16 protein-coding genes and 1 pseudogene are annotated in these 19,440 nt (G+C 57.6%); 7 read left to right on the forward strand and 10 right to left on the reverse strand.

Annotation, left to right across the window (positions count from 1 at the left end; genetic code table 11):
• Positions 1–10: 10 nt before the first annotated feature.
• Both ahcY and panB read right to left on the reverse strand, forming a co-directional pair.
• Positions 11–1,285 (reverse strand): adenosylhomocysteinase, encoded by a 1,275-nt coding sequence (gene ahcY / locus GFS31_RS08235; protein WP_198807699.1) that lies wholly within the window; start codon positions 1,283–1,285, stop codon positions 11–13.
• Positions 1,286–1,551: 266 nt separating this feature from the next.
• The gene (gene panB / locus GFS31_RS08240; protein WP_198807700.1) at positions 1,552–2,337 is read right to left on the reverse strand and encodes a 3-methyl-2-oxobutanoate hydroxymethyltransferase; all 786 of its coding nucleotides are present in this window, start codon (positions 2,335–2,337) and stop codon (positions 1,552–1,554) included.
• A gap of 216 nt (positions 2,338–2,553) precedes the next feature.
• Here panB and GFS31_RS08245 point away from each other — a divergent pair, with 216 nt between their 5' ends.
• The 4 genes and pseudogenes from GFS31_RS08245 to GFS31_RS08260 all read left to right on the forward strand — a co-directional run bounded on the left by GFS31_RS08245 (position 2,554) and on the right by GFS31_RS08260 (position 5,540).
• The gene (locus tag GFS31_RS08245) at positions 2,554–2,847 is read left to right on the forward strand and encodes a nucleotidyltransferase family protein (RefSeq protein WP_198807701.1); all 294 of its coding nucleotides are present in this window, start codon (positions 2,554–2,556) and stop codon (positions 2,845–2,847) included.
• A 184-nt stretch (positions 2,848–3,031) separates the two neighbouring features.
• Positions 3,032–3,879, forward strand: a pseudogene (locus GFS31_RS08250) (IS630 family transposase).
• Positions 3,869–4,144 (forward strand): DUF86 domain-containing protein, encoded by a 276-nt coding sequence (locus GFS31_RS08255; protein WP_225907622.1) that lies wholly within the window; start codon positions 3,869–3,871, stop codon positions 4,142–4,144. The pseudogene GFS31_RS08250 and the gene GFS31_RS08255 overlap by 11 nt, the downstream one beginning before the upstream one ends.
• A 106-nt stretch (positions 4,145–4,250) precedes the next feature.
• On the forward strand, positions 4,251–5,540 hold the full coding sequence (locus GFS31_RS08260; protein ID WP_198807703.1) for a pentapeptide repeat-containing protein: 1,290 nt from the start codon (positions 4,251–4,253) through the stop codon (positions 5,538–5,540).
• A 141-nt stretch (positions 5,541–5,681) separates the two neighbouring features.
• Here the strand turns inward: GFS31_RS08260 and GFS31_RS08265 are convergent, their stop codons facing one another.
• From GFS31_RS08265 to GFS31_RS08285, 5 genes are all read right to left on the reverse strand, one after another.
• Complete coding sequence (locus tag GFS31_RS08265) at positions 5,682–5,915, reverse strand: photosystem II protein, Psb35-related (protein ID WP_198807704.1); 234 nt, start codon at positions 5,913–5,915, stop codon at positions 5,682–5,684.
• A 357-nt stretch (positions 5,916–6,272) separates the two neighbouring features.
• Positions 6,273–6,794 (reverse strand): hypothetical protein, encoded by a 522-nt coding sequence (locus GFS31_RS08270; RefSeq protein ID WP_198807705.1) that lies wholly within the window; start codon positions 6,792–6,794, stop codon positions 6,273–6,275.
• Complete coding sequence (locus GFS31_RS08275) at positions 6,791–7,444, reverse strand: hypothetical protein (protein WP_198807706.1); 654 nt, start codon at positions 7,442–7,444, stop codon at positions 6,791–6,793. Before GFS31_RS08275 ends, GFS31_RS08270 begins: the two co-directional genes overlap by 4 nt.
• Before the next feature lie 157 nt (positions 7,445–7,601).
• Positions 7,602–8,594: an NAD(P)/FAD-dependent oxidoreductase gene (locus GFS31_RS08280; protein ID WP_198807707.1), complete on the reverse strand. Its 993-nt coding sequence runs from the start codon at positions 8,592–8,594 to the stop codon at positions 7,602–7,604.
• Between the two features lie 163 nt (positions 8,595–8,757).
• Complete coding sequence (locus GFS31_RS08285) at positions 8,758–9,687, reverse strand: carbohydrate ABC transporter permease (protein WP_198807708.1); 930 nt, start codon at positions 9,685–9,687, stop codon at positions 8,758–8,760.
• Positions 9,688–10,064: 377 nt separating this feature from the next.
• Between GFS31_RS08285 and GFS31_RS08290 the strand changes: the two genes are divergently transcribed.
• From GFS31_RS08290 to GFS31_RS08300, 3 genes are all read left to right on the forward strand, one after another.
• Positions 10,065–13,067, forward strand: coding sequence for an AAA family ATPase (locus tag GFS31_RS08290; RefSeq protein ID WP_198807709.1), 3,003 nt, complete (start codon positions 10,065–10,067; stop codon positions 13,065–13,067).
• Between the two features lie 91 nt (positions 13,068–13,158).
• On the forward strand, positions 13,159–13,512 hold the full coding sequence (locus GFS31_RS08295) for a hypothetical protein (RefSeq protein WP_198807710.1): 354 nt from the start codon (positions 13,159–13,161) through the stop codon (positions 13,510–13,512).
• A gap of 81 nt (positions 13,513–13,593) precedes the next feature.
• Entirely contained in the window at positions 13,594–14,829 is a 1,236-nt protein-coding gene (locus GFS31_RS08300) for an LL-diaminopimelate aminotransferase (protein ID WP_198807711.1), read from the forward strand.
• Between the two features lie 81 nt (positions 14,830–14,910).
• Here the strand turns inward: GFS31_RS08300 and GFS31_RS08305 are convergent, their stop codons facing one another.
• The 3 genes from GFS31_RS08305 to tatA all read right to left on the reverse strand — a co-directional run bounded on the left by GFS31_RS08305 (position 14,911) and on the right by tatA (position 19,294).
• On the reverse strand, positions 14,911–15,318 hold the full coding sequence (locus GFS31_RS08305; protein ID WP_198807712.1) for a hypothetical protein: 408 nt from the start codon (positions 15,316–15,318) through the stop codon (positions 14,911–14,913).
• Positions 15,319–15,445: 127 nt separating this feature from the next.
• Positions 15,446–18,337, reverse strand: coding sequence for a CapA family protein (locus GFS31_RS08310; protein ID WP_198807713.1), 2,892 nt, complete (start codon positions 18,335–18,337; stop codon positions 15,446–15,448).
• Positions 18,338–19,102: 765 nt separating this feature from the next.
• The gene (gene tatA, locus GFS31_RS08315; protein ID WP_198807714.1) at positions 19,103–19,294 is read right to left on the reverse strand and encodes a twin-arginine translocase TatA/TatE family subunit; all 192 of its coding nucleotides are present in this window, start codon (positions 19,292–19,294) and stop codon (positions 19,103–19,105) included.
• Positions 19,295–19,440 lie beyond the last annotated feature (146 nt).

Below are 19,440 nucleotides of genomic sequence, written 5' to 3' on the forward strand. Positions count from 1 at the left end.
CAGAGGTGGCTTAGGTGCCCACGGTCCAGGAGTTGATGTACAGTTCCTGCTCAGCTGTGAGGGTATCGACTTCGATGCCCATGGCTACCAGTTTCAGGCGGGCGATCTCCTTATCTACCGCTTCGGGGATGGAGTGCAGACCGGGGGCCAGAGAGCCCTTGTTCTTCACCAGGTATTCGCAGGCCATGGCCTGGTTGGCAAAGCTCATGTCCATCACGGCGCTGGGGTGACCTTCGGCAGCGGCGAGGTTCACCAGGCGACCTTCACCCAAGACGATTACCGACTTGCCGTTGTTCAGCAGGTATTGCTGGGTGAAGTTGCGGACTTGTTTCACTTCGGTGGCCATGGTGCCCAGGGATTCTAGGTCGATTTCGATATCGAAGTGGCCGGAGTTGCAGACCATGGCTCCGTCCTTCATCGCCTCGAAGTGCTCGCGGCGGATGACGTGCTTGTTCCCAGTGACGGTGATAAACAGGTCGCCCTGGGGAGCAGCCTCAGCCATGGGCATCACTTGGAAGCCATCCATGGCCGCTTCGATGGCGCGGATGGGGTCGATTTCGGTAACGATCACGTTGGCGCCCATGCCCTTGGCCCGCATGGCGGTACCCTTGCCACACCAGCCGTAGCCTGCGACAACGATGGTTTTCCCGGCCAGCAGCACGTTGGTGGCGCGGATGATGCCATCCAGGGTGGATTGCCCGGTGCCGTAGCGGTTGTCGAAGAAGTGCTTGGTGTCGGCGTCGTTCACGTTCATGGCGGGGAAGCTCAGCACCCCATCCTTAAACATGGCCTTGAGGCGGACGATGCCCGTCGTGGTTTCTTCGGTAGTGCCGATGATGTCGGACAGTTGCTCTTTGCGGGTTTGCACCAGGGTGGCGACCACGTCGCTGCCGTCGTCGATGATGATGTTGGGACGGTGATCCAGGGCAGTTTCTACGTGGCGGTGGTAGGTGGCGTTGTCTTCGCCCTTGATGGCGTAGACGGGGATGCCGTAGTCGGCTACCAGGCTAGCGGCCACATCGTCTTGGGTAGACAGAGGGTTGCTGGCAATCAGAATGGCATCGGCCCCAGCATTCTTCAGCGCGATGGCTAGGTGGGCAGTTTCGGTGGTGACGTGGCAGCAGGCGGAGATGCGAATGCCCGCCAGGGGTTTTTCCTGGGCAAAGCGATCCTGAATCTGCCGCAGCACAGGCATTTCGCGCCCAGCCCATTCGATCCGCTGCTTGCCTTGGGGGGCCAGCTTGATGTCTTTGATGTCGTACTTAAGTTGTAACGTGGTGGTCATAGATTCTATGCCTAGTGAATGTGTCAGCCGATCTCAGGTGGGAACTGGGTCTTGAACCCAATCTACGTTGAACCGCCTAGCCTTGGCCCTCACCCTAAATCCCTCTCCCCAAGGGAGAGGGACTTTGAAGGACAACTCCGATTCCCCTCTCTTTCCTGGGAGAGGGGCTGGGGGTGAGGGCCACGCTAAGGTTCATGGCAGACAGGTTAAAAACCGTCCGTGTGCCCTGGGGGTTTTGGGGTCAGCCTTCTTAGCTTAACGGAAATTTACCCAGGGTATTGCCCCGACCGTACCTCCTCACAGAACTGCTGGGCGGCATCGATGGCTTGCTGGCGGAGGTTGGCGTAGGCTTTGGCAAAGGGCGGCTGCCAGGGCGACAGGCCCAGTACGTCTGCCGTTACCAGCACCTGCCCGGTGCAGTGGGGGCCAGCGCCAATGCCAATGGTGGGAATGGTGAGGGTGTCGCTGATGCGTTGGGCCAGGTCGGCGGGGATGTGTTCCAGTACCAGGGCGAAGGCTCCGGCTTGTTCTAAGTCCTGGGCTTCGGTGAGGATGCGGTCGGCTTCGGCCTCGGTTTTGCCCTGTTTGCGAAAGCCGCCAAACTGGTTCACCGACTGCGGCGTCAGACCCACATGGCCCATCACCGGAATGCCCCACTGCACCAAGTTTTGCACTCGCTCGATCACCGCTGGATGGCCCCCCTCTAGCTTGACGGCCTGGGCGGCGGACTCTTTTAAAATGCGACCCGCCGAACGAATGGTCTCTTCCACGCTGGGCTGGTAGCTGAGGAAGGGTAAGTCCACCACTAGGAGCGCTCGTTCTACCCCGCGCCGTGCGGCCTTGGCGCAGATCAGCATATCCTCTAGGGTGAGCGGCAGCGTGGTGTCATAGCCCAGGGCCACCATGGCGAGGGAATCCCCCACCAGGATGATGTCCGCCCCAGCCTGGTCGGCAATGTGGCCCGACATCACATCCCAGGCCGTCAGCACCACCAAGGGCGAGGCTCCCTGCCGCTGCTTCCAGGTCGCCACTTGCGAAACACTCACTGCCATCGTTGCCGCCTCAGAATTTCTATGCCATCGTTCGCTACCCCCAAATTATCCCTGTCCACGGGGTCGAATTTCGCGGTATTCGCGGTATTCCCCAGACCGTTGCCCGGTGCCCCCCCATTGCAACCGCAAGGTATTGACAGATAGGCCACCCAGGGCCGAAAGGGAACAGGGTAAACTAGAGGATGGGACTTAATGGCCTTGAAGGGGTTGGCCTTTATGAAAACTCTGGAGGAAATTCAGCAGTGGCTTATACACAATAAGCCCTTGTTACAAGAACGTTACAGCGTTCGAGAATTAGGTATTTTCGGCTCCTATGTCAGACAGGAGCAGACGGAATCTAGCGATGTTGACCTATTGGTTGAGTTTTCGGAGACACCGAGCTTATTAAAATTTGTTAATTTGGAAAACTACCTTAGCGATAACCTGGGAGTCAAAGTTGATCTGGTGCATAAGACAGGTTTAAAGCCGCGCCTTGGAGAGCATATTTTGGCAGAGGTTATTTATCTGTGACCAGGCGGCAAATTCAGGACTATTTGCAAGACATTTTGGATGCTGTCGCGGCGGTTGAACAATTTACAACGGGCATTGATTTCGACACTTTCTCGCAAAACTTGGAAAAGGTATAGTTGATTGACTTTAGACTGGGACGTTTTTAAGCTATTTATAAGCGGAGTGATGGTTGAACGAAGAAACGATGCCTTACAGTCTGGATTTAAGGAAGCGCGTGATCGACTTTGTAGAAGGAGGTGGCAGCATCTCGAAGGCGGCGAAAACCTATCAAGTCGGTCGTGCGACAATCTATCGCTGGTTAAATCGAGTCGACTTGGCCCCGACCAAGGTAACCCGACGCCAACGTAAACTCGATTGGGACGCTCTTCGCAAAGATGTGGAGCAGAATCCAGAAGCCACGTTGAAGGAACGGGCTCAGAAATTTGGGGTGAGCATTAGTGCGCTCTCTAAGGTCTTCAAGAAAATGAAAATCACCCGAAAAAAAAAGAACTAAGGTATCGAGAGCGAAATGCAGAAGAACGCATGAAATACTATCGAACCCTGAGAGCATTGATTCAGGTGTATGGCGTCAAAAGCCTGGTCTATATTGATGAGTGTGGGTTTGAGGAAGGCGTGGCTTGTCTGTACGCTTGGTCGAAACGGGGAAAGAAAATCTATGGAGAGCGCCAGGGCAAGCGAGGGAAGAAGGAGAATCTGATTGCGGCCCGGAGGAAAGGCAGAAAAGACTTGATTGCCCCAATGTTGTTTACCGGAAGCTTAGATGCTGAAGGATTTGAGGGATGGTTTAGTCTGTTTTTGTTGACGAACGTCACGACCCCCTCAGTTTTTATTCTAGATAATGCTCCCATCCATCGAAAGACGAAGATTAAAGAACTAGCAGAAGAGGCGGGGCATCAGATTTTATTTTTACCGAAGTACTCTCCCGACCTAAATGATATCGAGCATGACTTTAGTGCCTTAAAGAGAGCCAGAATGTATGCGAAACCCGGCACTTCTCTGGATGACATTATTCGAGACTATTGTGCTTCCTGATGTCTCATTACTAATTCCATCAACTATATTTGCGGTTTCACGAGCTATCGAAATTATGGGTGAGGCCGTAAAGCGCATTCCCGATTCGGTGAGAAGCCAGTATCCTGATGTTCCCTGGCGGGACATTGCTGGAATGCGGGATAAATTGATTCATGATTATTTCAATACGGATGTAGAAATTATCTGGAAGGCGGTTCAGGAGGACGTTCCTCAGTTGAAAACTATGATTTCTAGAGTGATCGTTGACTTAACAGAGAAAAAATAATTAAGCGCCACGGCATACCCTGAGACATCTGCTTAAGCCAAGACCTCGTATTATCTAAACACCGATTACCTAAACATCGACATCGCCCCCCTGATTCTGGTTGCCCATGACCTCTGTGCCACCCAACCCTGCCCCCCTCGGTGGAAACAGCCCTGACCGATCCACCGCCTCCATTCCGCCATCGGTCGCGCCTACCCCAACGCCTCCCGCGACATCTCCTCCAGCCGTGCCTGCCAATGCTCCTAGCCTAGGGGAGGAGCCGATGCCTGTGAGCGACCTATCGCCTGCGTTAGCCAGCCCCCTCGCCACCGCTAATGCTGTGACCTTGGTGGCGGTGGGGGTGATTGTGATGGGGCTGATTGTCGATAGCGTTTGGTTGATTTTGGCGGGTTCTCTGGTGGCCACGGTGGTCTCCCTGCGATTGATGTGGCCCGTCTTTGCCGAAATTTTGGCAGAGCTTTCCCCCCGGCAACAGTCCCTCGTGGTGTCTATTCCCAGTGCTTTTATCGGCCTGTTTGGGCTGATGCAGATTACCGGAATTAACCGCGCCATCCTCACCTGGGGGCTGACGTTGCGGTGGGATGTGCTGGGGGCGCTGGGGGATTTTTTGGGAGCGGTGGGCCAGATTTTCATTGCCTTTTTGGCCCTGTTTGTGGCGTGGCGACAGTACGTCATCTCCCGCGACTTGACGGTGCAGCAAAACCTGATTACCCAGCAGCAAACCATCGACGCCTACTTCCAGGGCATTTCCGACCTGGTGCTCGACGATGAAGGCTTGCTAGAGGACTGGCCCCAGGAGCGCATCATTGCCGAGGCCCGCACCGCCGCCATTCTCAGCAGCGTGGATGCTGGGGGCAAAGCTAAGGTGATTCGCTTCCTGTCTCGCTCCCGCCTGCTTACCCCCCTCAAACGGGATGCCCGCCTGGGACGGGCTATCCTCGACGGGCGGGGCGGCTACGAAGAAGATCGGCCCCAGGGCACCCGCGTCATCGACCTCGGGGCGATGCTGGCCATGGCCGACTTGCACAGCACCGACCTGCGCTGGGCCGACCTCAGTGAAGCCAACCTAATCCGCGCCAACCTGCAACGGTGCGACCTGGTGAAAACCAACTTTTCCCGCGCCATCCTCTGCGATGCCGACCTCTCCGGGGCCGACCTGATGGGCACTCTGTTGTTCTACGGCAACGCCAAAACCGCCACCCCCCGCACCCGCACAGGCACCCCCGATTACATCACTGGAGCCAACACCGGGGCCGTGATCGAAGGCATCAACCTCACCAACGTCGAACGCCTTTCGGAGGAACAGCGCTGGTATTGCTGCGCCTGGGGTGGTTCCCTCACCCGTGCCACCGTGCCGGGGGGCTGCGGCGATATTCCCAACCTGCTGGGCCGCTAGGCCGCCATCAACTCCCCAAAAAAAAGACCCAGCCAAGCCGGGTCGAGAGTTCACTGTGGGGAAACCATCCCTAGAGAGAGGAGAACAAAGATTTAGAGTGTACCGACAGTACAGGCTCCTAACGCCAGTCCTGAGAGCGTCCTAAACTTGGCCAAGGGTGTTGCTGGTGAAGGCATCGCCGGAGTAGGCCGGGACGCGGTCGGTGAAATCGGTGGCTTGTCCGGTCACGCTTTGGGCCAGTTGGTCAAAGGATGCGGAGTTCCAGTTGCGCTCGTGGATGGGCTTGCTTTGCTCACCCCGGAAATAGGCTTGGCTACCAATCAGAGCCACGGCAACCCAGCCAACCACAAACAGAGCAATCAGAATGGCAAACATGGAAGACCTCCTAAAAGGCTAACGTTCTTGGGCAAAGGCACCGCCAAGAACCTGAAGTTAACGGAAGAAAAGGTGCATTTGCCTTGTATGTGTATCAATGTAACAAAAAAGAAACGATATGTAAAGATAGATTGCCATTTTATTAATGTAGTGATATTACGATTTTGGGTGAGGAGAGCCGAACCTCAGCGCAGCCGAACCCCAAGCCAGTTCCCTAGGGATTGGTCTGTCATCAGCATGGTTATCAGCGTTGACATTGCATCTGGCGAACAACGGGCGCACTCCTCCCTGCCCTCGCCCTAGCAATACCGCTAAGGTGAAAGCAGAGGGGCAATTGTTTGAGCCTCAGATGTTCTATTACTGGTTAAGCAGTTGGACGGCTTCCTTCCAACTCCGGGGCTTGATCGAAAATGCGGCTTTTACCGCTCCCAGCGTTGCATAGCGAGCCTTGAGGCTGGCCTCTGTCCAAGGGTGCGCGGCCTTATCGACAGTCTCAGCCCCAGCAGCCTGCGTAAGGTGATCAAGCTGTTGTTGGGCCGTCAACTCACGAACTTGGCGCTCTAGCTGAGCGACCCGCAACTCATCGAGGTGTTGCAGTTTGGTTTCAGCAGCCACGTAGGCTTCATAATGTCCCTGGGCAAGGGCTTGCTGCCGTTCAGCCCTAAGCGCATTAAGGATAGGCTGTAGGTCTGCCCCTGAGTCTGTTGTTGCCTCCAGTTGCGGTATGGATGGAGACTCATAGGCGTCTGTAAGCGCTTCTAGGGCGGTCGTGAGCATTTCCTCTTGAGCCTGGGCGGCGTGCAATGTTGAAACCCCGGCAGCGTAGAGGGTTTGCTTTAACTCATCCATATCTTTTTGTCGTTCGCTGCGTCGTCTCATTGCTCAATTCCCGTGTAGTCTTGCTCAATTTTCTCTAGAATTTGCCGCAGTTGTTCAGGGAGTTGTGCCCGTTGCTCGAAGCTAACGTCTTGATAAGCGCGGGCAATTTCGGTCATGTCTTGGTCATACTCAGCTTCAACCGCATGGATTTTCTGATAGGCTTTTCCGAGTTGTTCGGTTGTGGTTTTAAGGTTTTGCATCGCTGTTTTATAGCGATCCATTAATTGATTGACCTGTTGTAGGACGCGGTTATGCTGCCTGACAATATTGCCTAGGCGACCACGCATAGAATTGCGGGATTGAATGGCCGTCTTTAACCGCTGCAAAAGCTGCTGATTGTGATGGTGTTGTTCCTTAAGTTTTAAGCTGGCTTCCTCAAAGGCTTGCTTCTGCCTTGTTATCTCTTCATCGGCCTGCGTAAGTTGTAGATGGACTTGCTCAACAGCCTGCTTTTGCCTTTCTATTTCCTCATCGGCCTGGAGCAGTTCATGCTTTTTATTTTTGATTTCCTCGTCGGCCTGGATTAGATCTTTGAAAAGATCATCAACCTGTTTCCGGCGAGATTCTAACTCTTCTGCCTGCCTAGCCCAGTTATGATATTGAATCTGAGGGGGCTGAGCTTGATTTTTGTTGCGGTTGAGGTTTTTCATCGCCAAACTACGAATGTTTTCTTGAAGTCAACAACGACCAACGACCGTAACCAGCGCCACAGGGCTGCAAATCATAATGTTGCTAGCCTCAAGATGCCCAGCAACTGCAAAGAACAACCCACTCAATTGATCTAGGAGGCTTTCAAACAGCGGATCTTTAAGCTGGGATATTGTCTTCCCACTTGCGGGGGGGGCTGGCGCGGCGAATGTTGCGCCAAATTTGCGTGGCGGCTAGGGTGCCATCGGCTACGGCAATGGAAACTTGGTTGAGGCCCTGCTTGAGGTCGCCCAGGGCAAAGATGCGTTCGTGGCTGGTTTGGGCCATGGTGTTGGTGACGAGGTTTTCGCCGTCCCATTCCAGTCCCTGGATGTCTTTGAGGTAGTGGTTGTGGTAAATCGACCCCATGCTGACTAGGCCCGTGGTGGCTTCGACGAGGGTGCCATCAGCCAGCTCTACGCCGCTGAGGTGGTGCTTATGGCCGTGGAAGCGCACAATGGGCGATTCGTGGAGGGGATAGCCATGCTCTGCCAGTTTTTGCTTCATGGCGTCGCTGACCTCAAACAGGCCGTGGGTGAGCACGGAGATGTAGGGCGTAAACCAGTTCATCACGAAGGCGGCGTTAATTTGGCCTTCCGATCCAGCAATCAGCACCGCCTTTTGGTCGCGCATGTCGTGGCCATCGCAGATCATGCAAACGTGGAGGGTATATCCGGCGAAGTCGTAGACGTTCTGCATGTCATCGAGTTTGGGCAGCACGTCAATCACCCCAGAGGCGGCGATTAGGTAGCGGGTGCGGAACACAGGATAAGTGCTGTCTTTTTTGCCCACCTTCACTTTTACAGCAAGGGTGTCGCCCTCGTCGGCAACAGCTTCCACAAACCCGCGCAGGTAGTCGGCTCCCCAGTCTACCGCCTGCTTCATGCCGTGGTTGAGAATGTCGCGACCGGGGGTGGTGGGGTCAAAACCGACGAAATTACGCAATTCCTGCATCCACACCGAGCGCCCTTTGCCCTTCTCAATCACCAGGCAACTGAGGCCATAGCGGGCCAGATAAATAGCCGCCGACAACCCACCCATGCCACCGCCCACCACAATGGCGTCATAGACGTGATCGAGGCGGGTCTCAAGGTTTTTGCTGGAAAGTTTCATGGCGACTGGCTAAGGAAGGGCGACAAGGTTAGATAGGCTGCAATGGAACACAAGCCCCCACCTAGGATATCGCACGGCCTTGGGGGATTTCTAGGCCAAATCCTACCCACCCTAGCTCCTCCATCTCGCTGCCGAGGCTTTTCTCTGGGCTTAGGGCCTCCTACTAGTTCATGGGCGTTAAATCCCCTTTGCCTAGGGTCAATCGCAGGGCAGAGAGGGCCAAAATAGCCAGGAATAGAGCGAGGCCAATGGTGCAGGCGTAGCTGATTTCCAGCTTTTCAAAGGCTTGCTCGTAGATGTAGTAGACCATAGTTTTAGAGCTATTGCGGGGGCCGCCCTGGGTCATGATGAAGACCTCCTCGAAGACCTTGGTGGCGGCAATGGCGGAAATAATCGCCACCAGCCACAGGTAGGGCCGCATTAGGGGCAGGGTGATATCCCAGTGGCGTCGCCAGCCGTCGGAGCCGTCGATGGCAGCGGCTTCGTAAAGATCCTGGGGGATGCTTTGTAGCCCCGCCAAATAAATCACCATATAGTAGCCCAGGCCCTTCCAGATGGTGACAAGCATCACGCTCCACAGCGCCAGGTGGGGGCTGGTGAGCCACGGAATGCCACGGGAAATTAGCCCTGTGGCCGTCAATACCTGGTTAAACAGGCCATTTTCGGCATAGAGCCACCGCCAAGCGATGCCCGCCACCACCATCGACACCACCACCGGAGAATAATAGGCCACCCGCAGCCAGTGGATGCCCCGCAGTTGGCGGTTCACCAAAATCGCTAGCCCCAACGGCGCAAAGGTGAGTACGGGCACTACCCCCAGCAGGTAGACCAGGCTATTCCGCACCGTTTGCCAAAATACCTGATCGGCCATCAGCCGTTTGAGGTTGGCCAACCCTACCCACGTGGGCGGTGCCGTGAGATCCAGCCCAAAGCTAGTGAAGCTGAGGTAAAAGGCTTGCAGCGCAGGCCAAAAAACGGAAATCGTCAGGGCCACTAGGGCGGGTAGCAAAAACAGGTAGGGCACCGCCGCCTGGGGAATTTGGGCGGGGAGGCGCTCCAGACGGTAAAGATTGCGATGGGGGGGAGAAGTCATGGCAGGGAGGTAGGGCTTGACCCCAATGAAAGATGTGGGGCACAGTCTTCGACATCGTCATCATCATACTCATACCTATCGCCCCCAGGGCACAAGGATAACGGTGATGGGTAGCAGCTCAAACCGTGTTGAGATGGCCACCGATTCACCCTCAAGATAGGCTATTTCTGGCAGGCAGAGGGCTGGAGTCTCTATCTCTGAAACATCGGCTTCTAAAAAGTTGTGGACAACCCGAAAGGGCGGTGGCAGAGAGGATTTCTACAGTATTTTTCTGGGGTTTCTTGGCCTTTTCAGAAGGCTTGATTTGATTCGTGCTCCGCAAAGCGACCGGAAGTTCTGGCGTACTGTACACTAGGGAAAGTGGTGCTTTTGTATCCATGATCCCCAAGCAAATTACGCTGAAAAACTTTCTTAGCTACCGTGAGGCTAGCCTAGACTTTAGTGGGCTGCATGTGGTTTGCATTGCAGGACAAAATGGTGCCGGGAAGTCGTCGCTTTTAGAGGCCATTGGCTGGGCATTATGGGGCCAAAGCCGGGTAGCCAGCGATGATGACGTCATTCACCAAGGGGCGATGGAGGCTAGGGTAGCCTTTGTGTTTCAGCAGGGGGATCACCAGTATCGGGTGATGCGGAGCCGCCACCGCCAGCAGGGGGCCACCCTAGAATTTCAGGTACAGACGGATCAGGGCTATCGATCCTTAACCCAACGCAGCATTCGCGCCACCCAGCAGCTTATTGGCCATCACCTAAAGCTGGACTATGACACCTTTATCAACAGTGCTTACCTGCGCCAGGGCGGGGCTGACGACCTGATGATGAAGCGCCCCAGCGAACGGAAGGCGGTGCTGGCACGGTTGCTCAAGCTTGACCGCTATGATGTGCTGGCGGAACGGGCGCGGGAACAGGCCCGTCAAGCCAAGGCCGAGGTGGATCTCCGTCGTCAGGCCCTGGCGGGGTTCACGGCGACCCTGGCCGATTATGAAACCACCCTGGCCTCCCAGACCCAGCTTGAGGCCGATTTGCAGGCCCTGGATCGCGATCTGGCGGATACCCAGGCCCACATCCAGCACCATCAAACCCAGGCCCAGGCCCACCAGGATCGGCAGCAACAGCAGCAGATCTACAGACAGCAGCGCGATCATCTCCTGGCCCTTCAGCAACAAACCCAATCGGCTTTGGCCCAAGCGGAGGCAGACGCCCACCGCTGCCAGAGCACCATCGCCGAGGCAGCGGTGATCCTAGCAGGGGTTGAGGCCTTGGCGGCCCTAGAGGCCGAGGAACACGCCCTAGGCCAGCGGCTCCAGGAGGCCCAAACCTGGCAGCAACAGCTGGAGCAGGTGACGGCGGACTATCAGGCCCAAGCCCAGGCTCTCCAAACTCGGCAGCAAAAGATCCAAAGCCAGTTAGAGGCGGTACTGGCCCAGCGGCAAGAACTCGCAGACACCCTCAACCAAACCGAGAACGTGAAGGCAGCCTGTGATCAGTTGGCGGTGGCCAAAGCGCGGCTTAAACATCTGGATGCCTTACAGCTTCAGGTGGGGCCGCTACGCCAGCGGCAGCAGCAGCTTCAAGCCCAGCTTCAGCGCCAAGAAACCCGGCTACAAACCCGCCTAGAAGAAGCCCAATCGGCCCTCGACCAGGGGCATCAGGCCCAGGCCCAACAGCCACCCCTGGAGGTCTCAGCCCAGGCGGTGGAGCAAACCCTCAGCTACCTAGAGCAGCGCCAGGTCTATCAAGATCAGGTGCGCGATAAGGGGCTAGAGCGACGGAGTTTTGTGGCCATGCTCCAGGCTAAGCAGCGAGACTGCGAAACCCAGATGGCCGAGATTGCCCAAAAGCTGTCGATGCTGGGCCAGCCCGATGCCCTGTGTCCGCTGTGTGATCGCCCCCTGGACGGCCCCCATCGATCCCTCGTCACCGACCGCCAGCGCCATCAGCAGCAAGACTTGCAGGATCAAATTTGGGTCATTCGCGAACAGTTGGCGGCCTCCGAGCGAGAAATTCAGGTATTACGGCAGGAATATCGGGCGGTAGAGGCTGAACTGGCGCTTTATGGCCCAGTGTTCCATCGTCAGGGCCAAATTGATGCCCAGCGAGCTTCACAGATTTCCACCCAGCAGCGTCTCCGGGAGCTGGAAACGGAGTGTGTCCAGCTTCGGCAATCCCTTCAGGAGCGCACCTTCGCGCCCGATCTCCAGGCCGAACTAGGCCAGATCGAACATACCCTTCATCAGCTTGCCTACGACGACCGCGACCATGCCCTGGCACGAGGGCAAGTTAATCGCCTGCGGTGGGCCGATCTCAAGCAGCATGATCTCACCCAGGCCCAGCAGCGCCAGCGACGGCTGCGGGAACAACAGCGCCAACTAGAGCAGGCACTCGTAGACATTGATAGCCAGCAGGCGGAACTAGACCAGGGGGCCATGGCGGAGGAAATCCAGGTGCTCCAGGCAAGGCTGCAACCCCTCAAGGCGGATCTAGCCCGCTACCATGGGGTGCGGCAGGCGCTTGGGGAGGCCCAGGGGTGGCACCGTCGGCAGCAAGACTTGGCACAGGCTCGGCAGCAATGGCCCCTCATAGAGCAGCGCTGTGCAGAGTTGCGCCGTCAGCAGCACGATCAGCAGCAGACTCTCGCCCAGATTACCGCCCAAATCGAGCAGGGCCAGCCCCCTACGCCTGCCCATGATTCGACCGATCTAGATCGGCTCACCCAGCGGTTGGCCACCCTACAGCAAAAACGGGATTACCTGCTGGCCCAGGTGGGAGCCCTCGCCCAGGTACAGCACCACCAGGCTGCCCTGCAAGCTCAGATCGATCAGCAGCAGCAGGACTTAGCCCTGGCCCAGCAGCGTCAGCAAGTTTACCAGGAATTGGCCCTAGCCTTTGGGCGCAAAGGCATTCAGGCCGCCATCATCGAAAATCTGCTGCCCCAACTGGAGGCGGAGGCCAATCACCTGCTGGGGCGGCTGAGTCATCACCAGCTCCATCTGCGCTTTGTAACCCAGCGAGCCAGTAAGGGGCGTCATGGGAAGCGGATCGAGACCCTCGATATCCTGATTGCCGATGCCCAAGGCACCCGCCCCTACGAAACCTACTCCGGCGGCGAAGCCTTTCGGATTAACTTTGCCCTGCGGCTGGCCCTCGCCCGCATTTTGGCCCAGCGGTCGGGGTTGGCCCTACAACTGCTCATTATTGACGAGGGCTTTGGCAGCCAAGATCCCCAGGGCTGCGATCAGCTCATTGCGGCTATCAATGTCATCGCCGCTGACTTTGCCTGTATCCTCGCCGTCACCCACATCCCCCACCTGCGCGAAGCCTTCCCCACCCGCCTGGACATCACTAAAACCGTCCAGGGTTCGCAAATTGCCCTGTCCGTTTAGGGCTCAGGGCCAGTGTGACCTCCTTAGGGCAACCCGACGGCCACCCTCAACGCGCTAGCATACGACTAGTTCGTCGCTCCCTGCTGCGCCTATGCCAACCTGCCCCCGCTGTCAGTCTGCCCTAGACGCTGCGATGGTTCACTGTCCTCGCTGTCAGCTTGTGCTCAAGGCCCATGGACATCCTGGCATTCCCCTCCACCGGGCGCTGGATGGCGAACCCCTCTGCGCGACCTGTCGCTACCACGCTGACGATAGCTGCAATTTTCCCCAGCGCCCCCAGGCCCAAACCTGCACCCTCTACCGCCCTCCCATTCAAGAAACAGAGGAGCATCGATTCCCCCCTCGGCGGGGCTTCCTCGGTCAACGGTGGCGGCAATACCAAGGGCTGGGGGCAGTGCTGGCCTTGCTGTTGATCAGCCTTGTGGTGGTTCTGCTGCAAGGCTAGGGAAATTAGGGCAATTTCGATCCCAAAACACCCTGGTAATGGCGGTACTCTGGTTGAAGCAACAAATCGACACAAACCAGCATGGCTACCATTAACGATAACTACCTCAAGCTCAAAGCGGGCTACCTGTTTCCAGAAATTGCCCGTCGGGTCAATGCCTTCGTGGAGGCTAACCCCGATGCGCCGATCATCAAATTAGGCATTGGCGATGTCACCGAACCCCTACCGGAAGCCTGCCGCAACGCTATGATCCAGGCGGTGCAGGATATGGGAGATCGCGGTTCCTTCAAGGGCTATGGCCCCGAACAGGGCTACGGCTGGCTGCGGGAGAAAATTGCCCAGCACGACTTCCAAGCTCGGGGCTGCGACATTGACGCCTCGGAAATCTTCATCTCCGATGGCTCGAAGTGCGACTGCGGCAACATTCTCGATATCTTTGGCGACAACAACTCCATCGCCGTCACCGACCCGGTCTACCCCGTCTATGTAGACACCAACGTGATGGCGGGCCACACGGGCGAAGTGAACGACAAGGGCGAATACGAAGGGCTGGTCTATCTGCCGATTAGCGCCGAAAACAACTTCACGGCCAGCATCCCCAGCGAAAAAGTAGACCTGATCTACCTCTGCTTCCCCAACAACCCCACCGGGGCCGTGGCCACCAAGGAACACCTGCAAGCCTGGGTGAACTACGCCCGCGCCCACGGCTCCATCATCCTGTTTGATGCCGCCTACGAAGCCTTCATCACCGACCCTACCATCCCCCACTCCATCTACGAAATTGAGGGAGCGCGGGAGTGTGCCATCGAGTTCCGCTCCTTCTCGAAGAATGCCGGATTTACCGGGACTCGCTGCGCCCTGACCGTGGTGCCCAAGGCCCTGAAAGGCAAAGCCGCTGACGGCAGCGAGGTGGAACTGCATGGGCTGTGGAATCGCCGCCAGTCTACCAAGTTCAACGGCGTGTCCTACCTTGTGCAGCGGGGGGCCGAGGCAGTTTATTCCCCCGAAGGCCAAGCCCAAACCAAGGCGCTGATTGACTTCTACATGGAAAACGCCCGCATCATCCGCGAGCAGCTCACTGCCGCAGGCATCAGCGTCTACGGTGGCATCAATGCGCCCTACGTGTGGGTGAAAACCCCCAACAGTCTATCCAGTTGGGATTTCTTCGATAAACTACTGCACACCTGCCACGTGGTGGGCACCCCCGGTTCGGGCTTTGGGGCCGCTGGGGAAGGCTACTTCCGCATCTCCGCCTTCAACAGCCGCGAGAACGTCGTAGAAGCCATGCGCCGCGTCACCGAGAAGTTCCGGGCCTAGGCTTCTGCCGTCCTAGAGCTGAACCCTTGGCCACGGGGATGGTGCTGTATCGCCATGGCAGTGCCATCCCTCGGCCTCGGTTCAGCGTTGCTGAGGATCCACGCACCAGGCCGCCAACCCAGCCAAGTGTAGGCAGGCATTGAGCACGACCACGTCATCCTCTAGGCCAGCGGGCGACTCGAAATCTGGGTCATCGTCATCGGTTTCCACAAAGTAAAGCATGGCCCCCTTCAGCCAAGGCTGCGATACGGCAGGCAGGGTAGCCCACTGGCCCAGCAAGCGGTCATAGGTCGTGGCTAGGGCTTCGGCTTGGGCTAGATTGACCAAAGAACTCCCCTGGGCGGCAAAGCGTGCCCGTTGCAGGTGAGCCTGGACGCGATTGCCCAGGTAGGCCAAATCAATCGCGTCGGCCCGTTGGGCACAGCGCACAAGGGCCTCGGAGAGGTTGGCATCCAGCCCCTCCGGCAGTTGAGACAGATCGATAGGCATAGGTGTTTTACGAACGACAACAGGGCCACAGGTGCCCCCATGGCCTAGACTTAGGATGCCCTAAGCCACCCTCTGCCAACGTCTCCTTTACAGAATGCAGCCTAGGAGGACAGGGCAGAGCTACCCCTTAGAACTGATCCTCGGCGCTGGAGATGACCTCTGGGCTAGGCACCCCTGGCGTAGGGGTCGCTGTCGGGGCTGGCTCTGGGGCCAAGGCAACCTCTGCGCCCCTGGCCCCCGCCACACCAGCAACGGCGTCTGGGCTATCAGCGGCACCGAGCGGCCCTACTAGGGGCTCAGCTTGGGGTGGAATGACCTTTGTTTCAGGGAAGGCCGCTGCTGGGATCGTCTCTTTGCCCTGGTCTGGCTCCTGCCCCACCGGAGCAGCCTCGCTTCGGCCCTCCTTCTCCTCGGCAGCAGCGCTCGGGGTCTCAGGCTCCTCCCCTTCGGGCAGGGCTTCCAGCATTTCGTTTACCCCTGGCTCCTCGGCCACCGGAACATCGGCGGGGCTGGGGGATACATCCACAGCTAGCTGGGGGGCTGGAGATCTGGGGGGCGCGGACGGGGCAACCTGGTCAACCATCGGGGCCACCGCTGGATCTGGGCTCAGCGACGTGGGGGCCACCTCCATGGGAGCCGTAGGCACCGCAGGCACCGTGTCGTTCCAGGCTTCGGCGGCAGGGCCAGAGGGGCGCAGGGATTCAACAAGTCGCCGCAGCAAGTCGGGCTGGGTTTGGGCGGCGAGGGTATCGTCTTCGGCCCCAGATCGGTTTTGGGGAACGGGCTTAAACTCCTGCTCTCTGGGCGAAACCTTCGGCCCCCACTCCGGCAAGGTTTGATCCATTTGGTTCAAATCGAGGCCGGATTCGCCTTCGGGTAGAGGCAGTTCGAGGGTATCGCTGGGGGTGTCCTCGGTGGCTGGGGAGCTAGCGTCGTCCGCTTGGATCTGCTCTGTTCCGTCCCCATTGTCTGGCTCCGTCACCTCGGTCTCGACGGGTGCAGGATCGAGGATGAGGATATCCTCAGCGTCGGGGGTGACGAAGGGGCTGCTGGGGTCGAGGTCGGCGGGGGATGGCATGGCCGGAGCGGTCAAATCTAGCACCACGGACGACTGGAGGGGGGTTTCAAACTGGGCAGAGGCTTCCTGAATCCGCTGAAGCACCGCCTGTCCCTCTTGGCCAGACAGGGTTTGGGGCCGAGAGTCGCGAATCCGCACAGGCACAAACTCCACCTGCATTTGATCCTCTTGCAGCGATACCTTCAGCACCGCTGAATCTTGATCGCGCAGGGGCTGGTCAGGCTTAAAGACAAAGTCGCCTAGGGAATAGGCAATGGGCCGACCTTTGTAGATTTCTCCTCCCTGGATCACGGTGGGATGGTAGCCCACCACCACATCAGCCCCTTGGTCAATGGCAAGGCGGGCCAGGTTGGTTTGCACAAAGTTGGGGGTTTCCTCCAGGTGATCGACCCAGCGGAAGTTCACCACAATCCAATCCACCTGGTCGCGGATAGCCTGGATATCTTGCACAATTTCTGGCATGTTCTGGGCATTAAAGCCCGCCCGCTCCTGGAAGGCCGTAGACCGCTTGAAGTTCTCCAGCTCTCGCACCACCGCTTCGTTGGTGGTTTCGTTGGCCCCAGCCCGCTCTCTGAGGGCGTTGGTATCCATGGCGGCATTGTTGCCTCCCATGGCATAGCTGAGGTAGGCAATGCGTTTGCCCTTCACGTCTAAGATTTCGGGACGACGGGCTTCGGTGGCGTTCCGCCCTGCCCCCACCCGGTAGAGGCCGTTGCTGTCGAGGGCGGTCAGGGTTTCCGCTAGCCCTTCAGCCCCGTACTGCATCAGGCTGCTGTGGGTGAGGTTGACAATATCAACGCCGCTGTTGGCCAACATCCGCGCGGCCTCTGGGCGCAACTGCTGACGAAATCCCTCTTCGAGGGTCGTCGCTGCTGTGGCAAGGGGAGTCGCTAGGTTTACTAAGGAAACGTCTGCCTTAAAGTAAGCTTCCACATCGGCAAAAAATCCGCCATTTTCCTCAATTTCAGCAAAATTGAGGTTTTCGAGAGAAATGTCGCCCCCAAAGAGCAACATCACCTGATCTAAGGGCAGGGGGCTGGGCTTGGTGTGGGGAATCACCGCCACGGGTTCTAGGGCCGTATCCACCACCGACGGACGAGAACTCGATCCCTGAGCCCTTGGCGGACGGGGAAACTCCGCTGGAGCCGCCGTAGTTGTACTGGATCGACCTACGGGATCAACCACCGTTTGGCCCACGGCCTGCCCTGGGGTAGCCTCCGTGGAGGGCCGCAATGCTGGGGTTGTCTCGGCGGTCGCCGCATCCCAAGCACCACCGGGAAGATCTAACGATTCTGCCCCAACGCTGGAGCGATCCTCATGCACCTGGGCAGAGAAACTAGGCAAGCTGGGGGATGGCCCCGACAGAATCACCTCCAGCAAGCAGCCAAACACAAAGGCCGCCACCGCCGACCCAGTCAGCATCATGGTACGCAGGGTTTTAAACCGCTGACTGTTGGCCTTGGAGGCTGTCGCGGAGCGACGACGGGGAGTGCGGAGGGACGGTGGCAGGGGGGCTTTGCTTCGAGGGACGGCCTGGGCGATTTGATCGTTGGCCTGTCGTCGTCGCAGGGCCGGGGTCGAAATCTTGATCCGTTGTTTCCACAGCACCCGCTGCCACCCCACTGGGCGAGCCAGAATGTAGATGCCCTCAATCAGTTCGGAGTTGAGTTGCCAAACGCGATGGCACAAAAACCGCGTCAGCCGATCCTGAATCGGTGCCCGCTCAAACTCCACCGTCAGCTTGAGGCACCCCGGTCGGTCGTCGGCCTGCACCTGCACAAAAATTCCCTGATTGACCAGAGGCTCATTGAGCCACAGGGCTAAGTCCCGAAAATAGCCCGCCGCCGCCCGTTCCTTCACCGAAGGGGGGGCCGCCGGAGGGGCCGCTGGAGGAAGCTGGGGCTGGGCGATGGGCCGAGGGGGAACAACCGCGCTAATCATGGTGAGACCTGAACAACACACAGAGGCGAAAACCGCCGAAAGACCTACCCTAGGGCCAAAAGTTGGCCCAGGCAGCGAATCTTAATGGGCCATGATAGCCACTTTTTTCAGAAACGATGAACCTTTTTAGCGCAACGGCCAGATTTCCCGACGTCTCCTTCCCCTTGCCCCGGCTTTCCCCATGTTTGCTGGGTTGATGAGACGGCCTCCCTGCCGGGTGAAGAGCAGTCGTCTTAGCCAAACTCGTGAGCGATGCGGAGACTAAGGCACTTGAGTATCACACAAATCAATTAAAAGCCTGGGTAATCCTACGGAATCCAGCCCTGCTTGAATCGCTCGCTCTAGGGTAGATTCGGTATTTATCTCGAAGTCATGCTTCTTTGCACCCTAGACAATGTAAGTAGCTCTGGAGAATACAGGTACGCGACAGCTAGAGTCCACTTGGGGGCAATTGGGCAATAGCAAACTCCTGCCTATTCAACATTCTCACAGATAAATGTGTCCGATCCCAGGGGGCTTTCAGGGGTCGGACACTTTTATTTTAAATCCATCTGGGCAGGGTCAGCCTTTAAACCAGGGGTAAATACGTGGGATTGGGTATGGGCACCACGCTGGACGGTAGGTTGAACAACAGTAGGCGACAGGAATCGGCCCAGTCCTGGTTGTCCTAGGGCTGGTTGCAGGCAGGAGATGCCAATGGCTAGGGCGACCCGACCGTGGAGGGGTCAAAAGAGCCCGAACTGCCGGGGAAATCGGGCCACGCCCCTAACGATAGTCGGCGTCTTCAGCGTCTTGGTAGGGGTCGGTTTCACTGGGCTTAGCCGCATTCACCTCTTCTTTGAAGCCTCGCAGGGTTTTGCCCAGGGCTCCACCCAATTGGGGGATTTTTTTTGGCCCAAAGATGAGCAACGCAACGCCAAGCACAATCGCAACTTCAGGCCAACCTAAATTAAACATGGCGATAGCAGTAAGTGAACATCTAGCCGACAACTAGCCGACAACAGCCACCCTGGGAATCCGTCCGGCCTAGGGCTGGTGGACTCTGGCGACTCAACGGCATTCTCCCACGATTCTCTCGGACATTTGCCGTTATCCTGATCACC

Source organism: Leptolyngbya sp. BL0902 (assembly GCF_016403105.1).
Lineage (GTDB): Bacteria > Cyanobacteriota > Cyanobacteriia > Phormidesmidales > Phormidesmidaceae > Nodosilinea.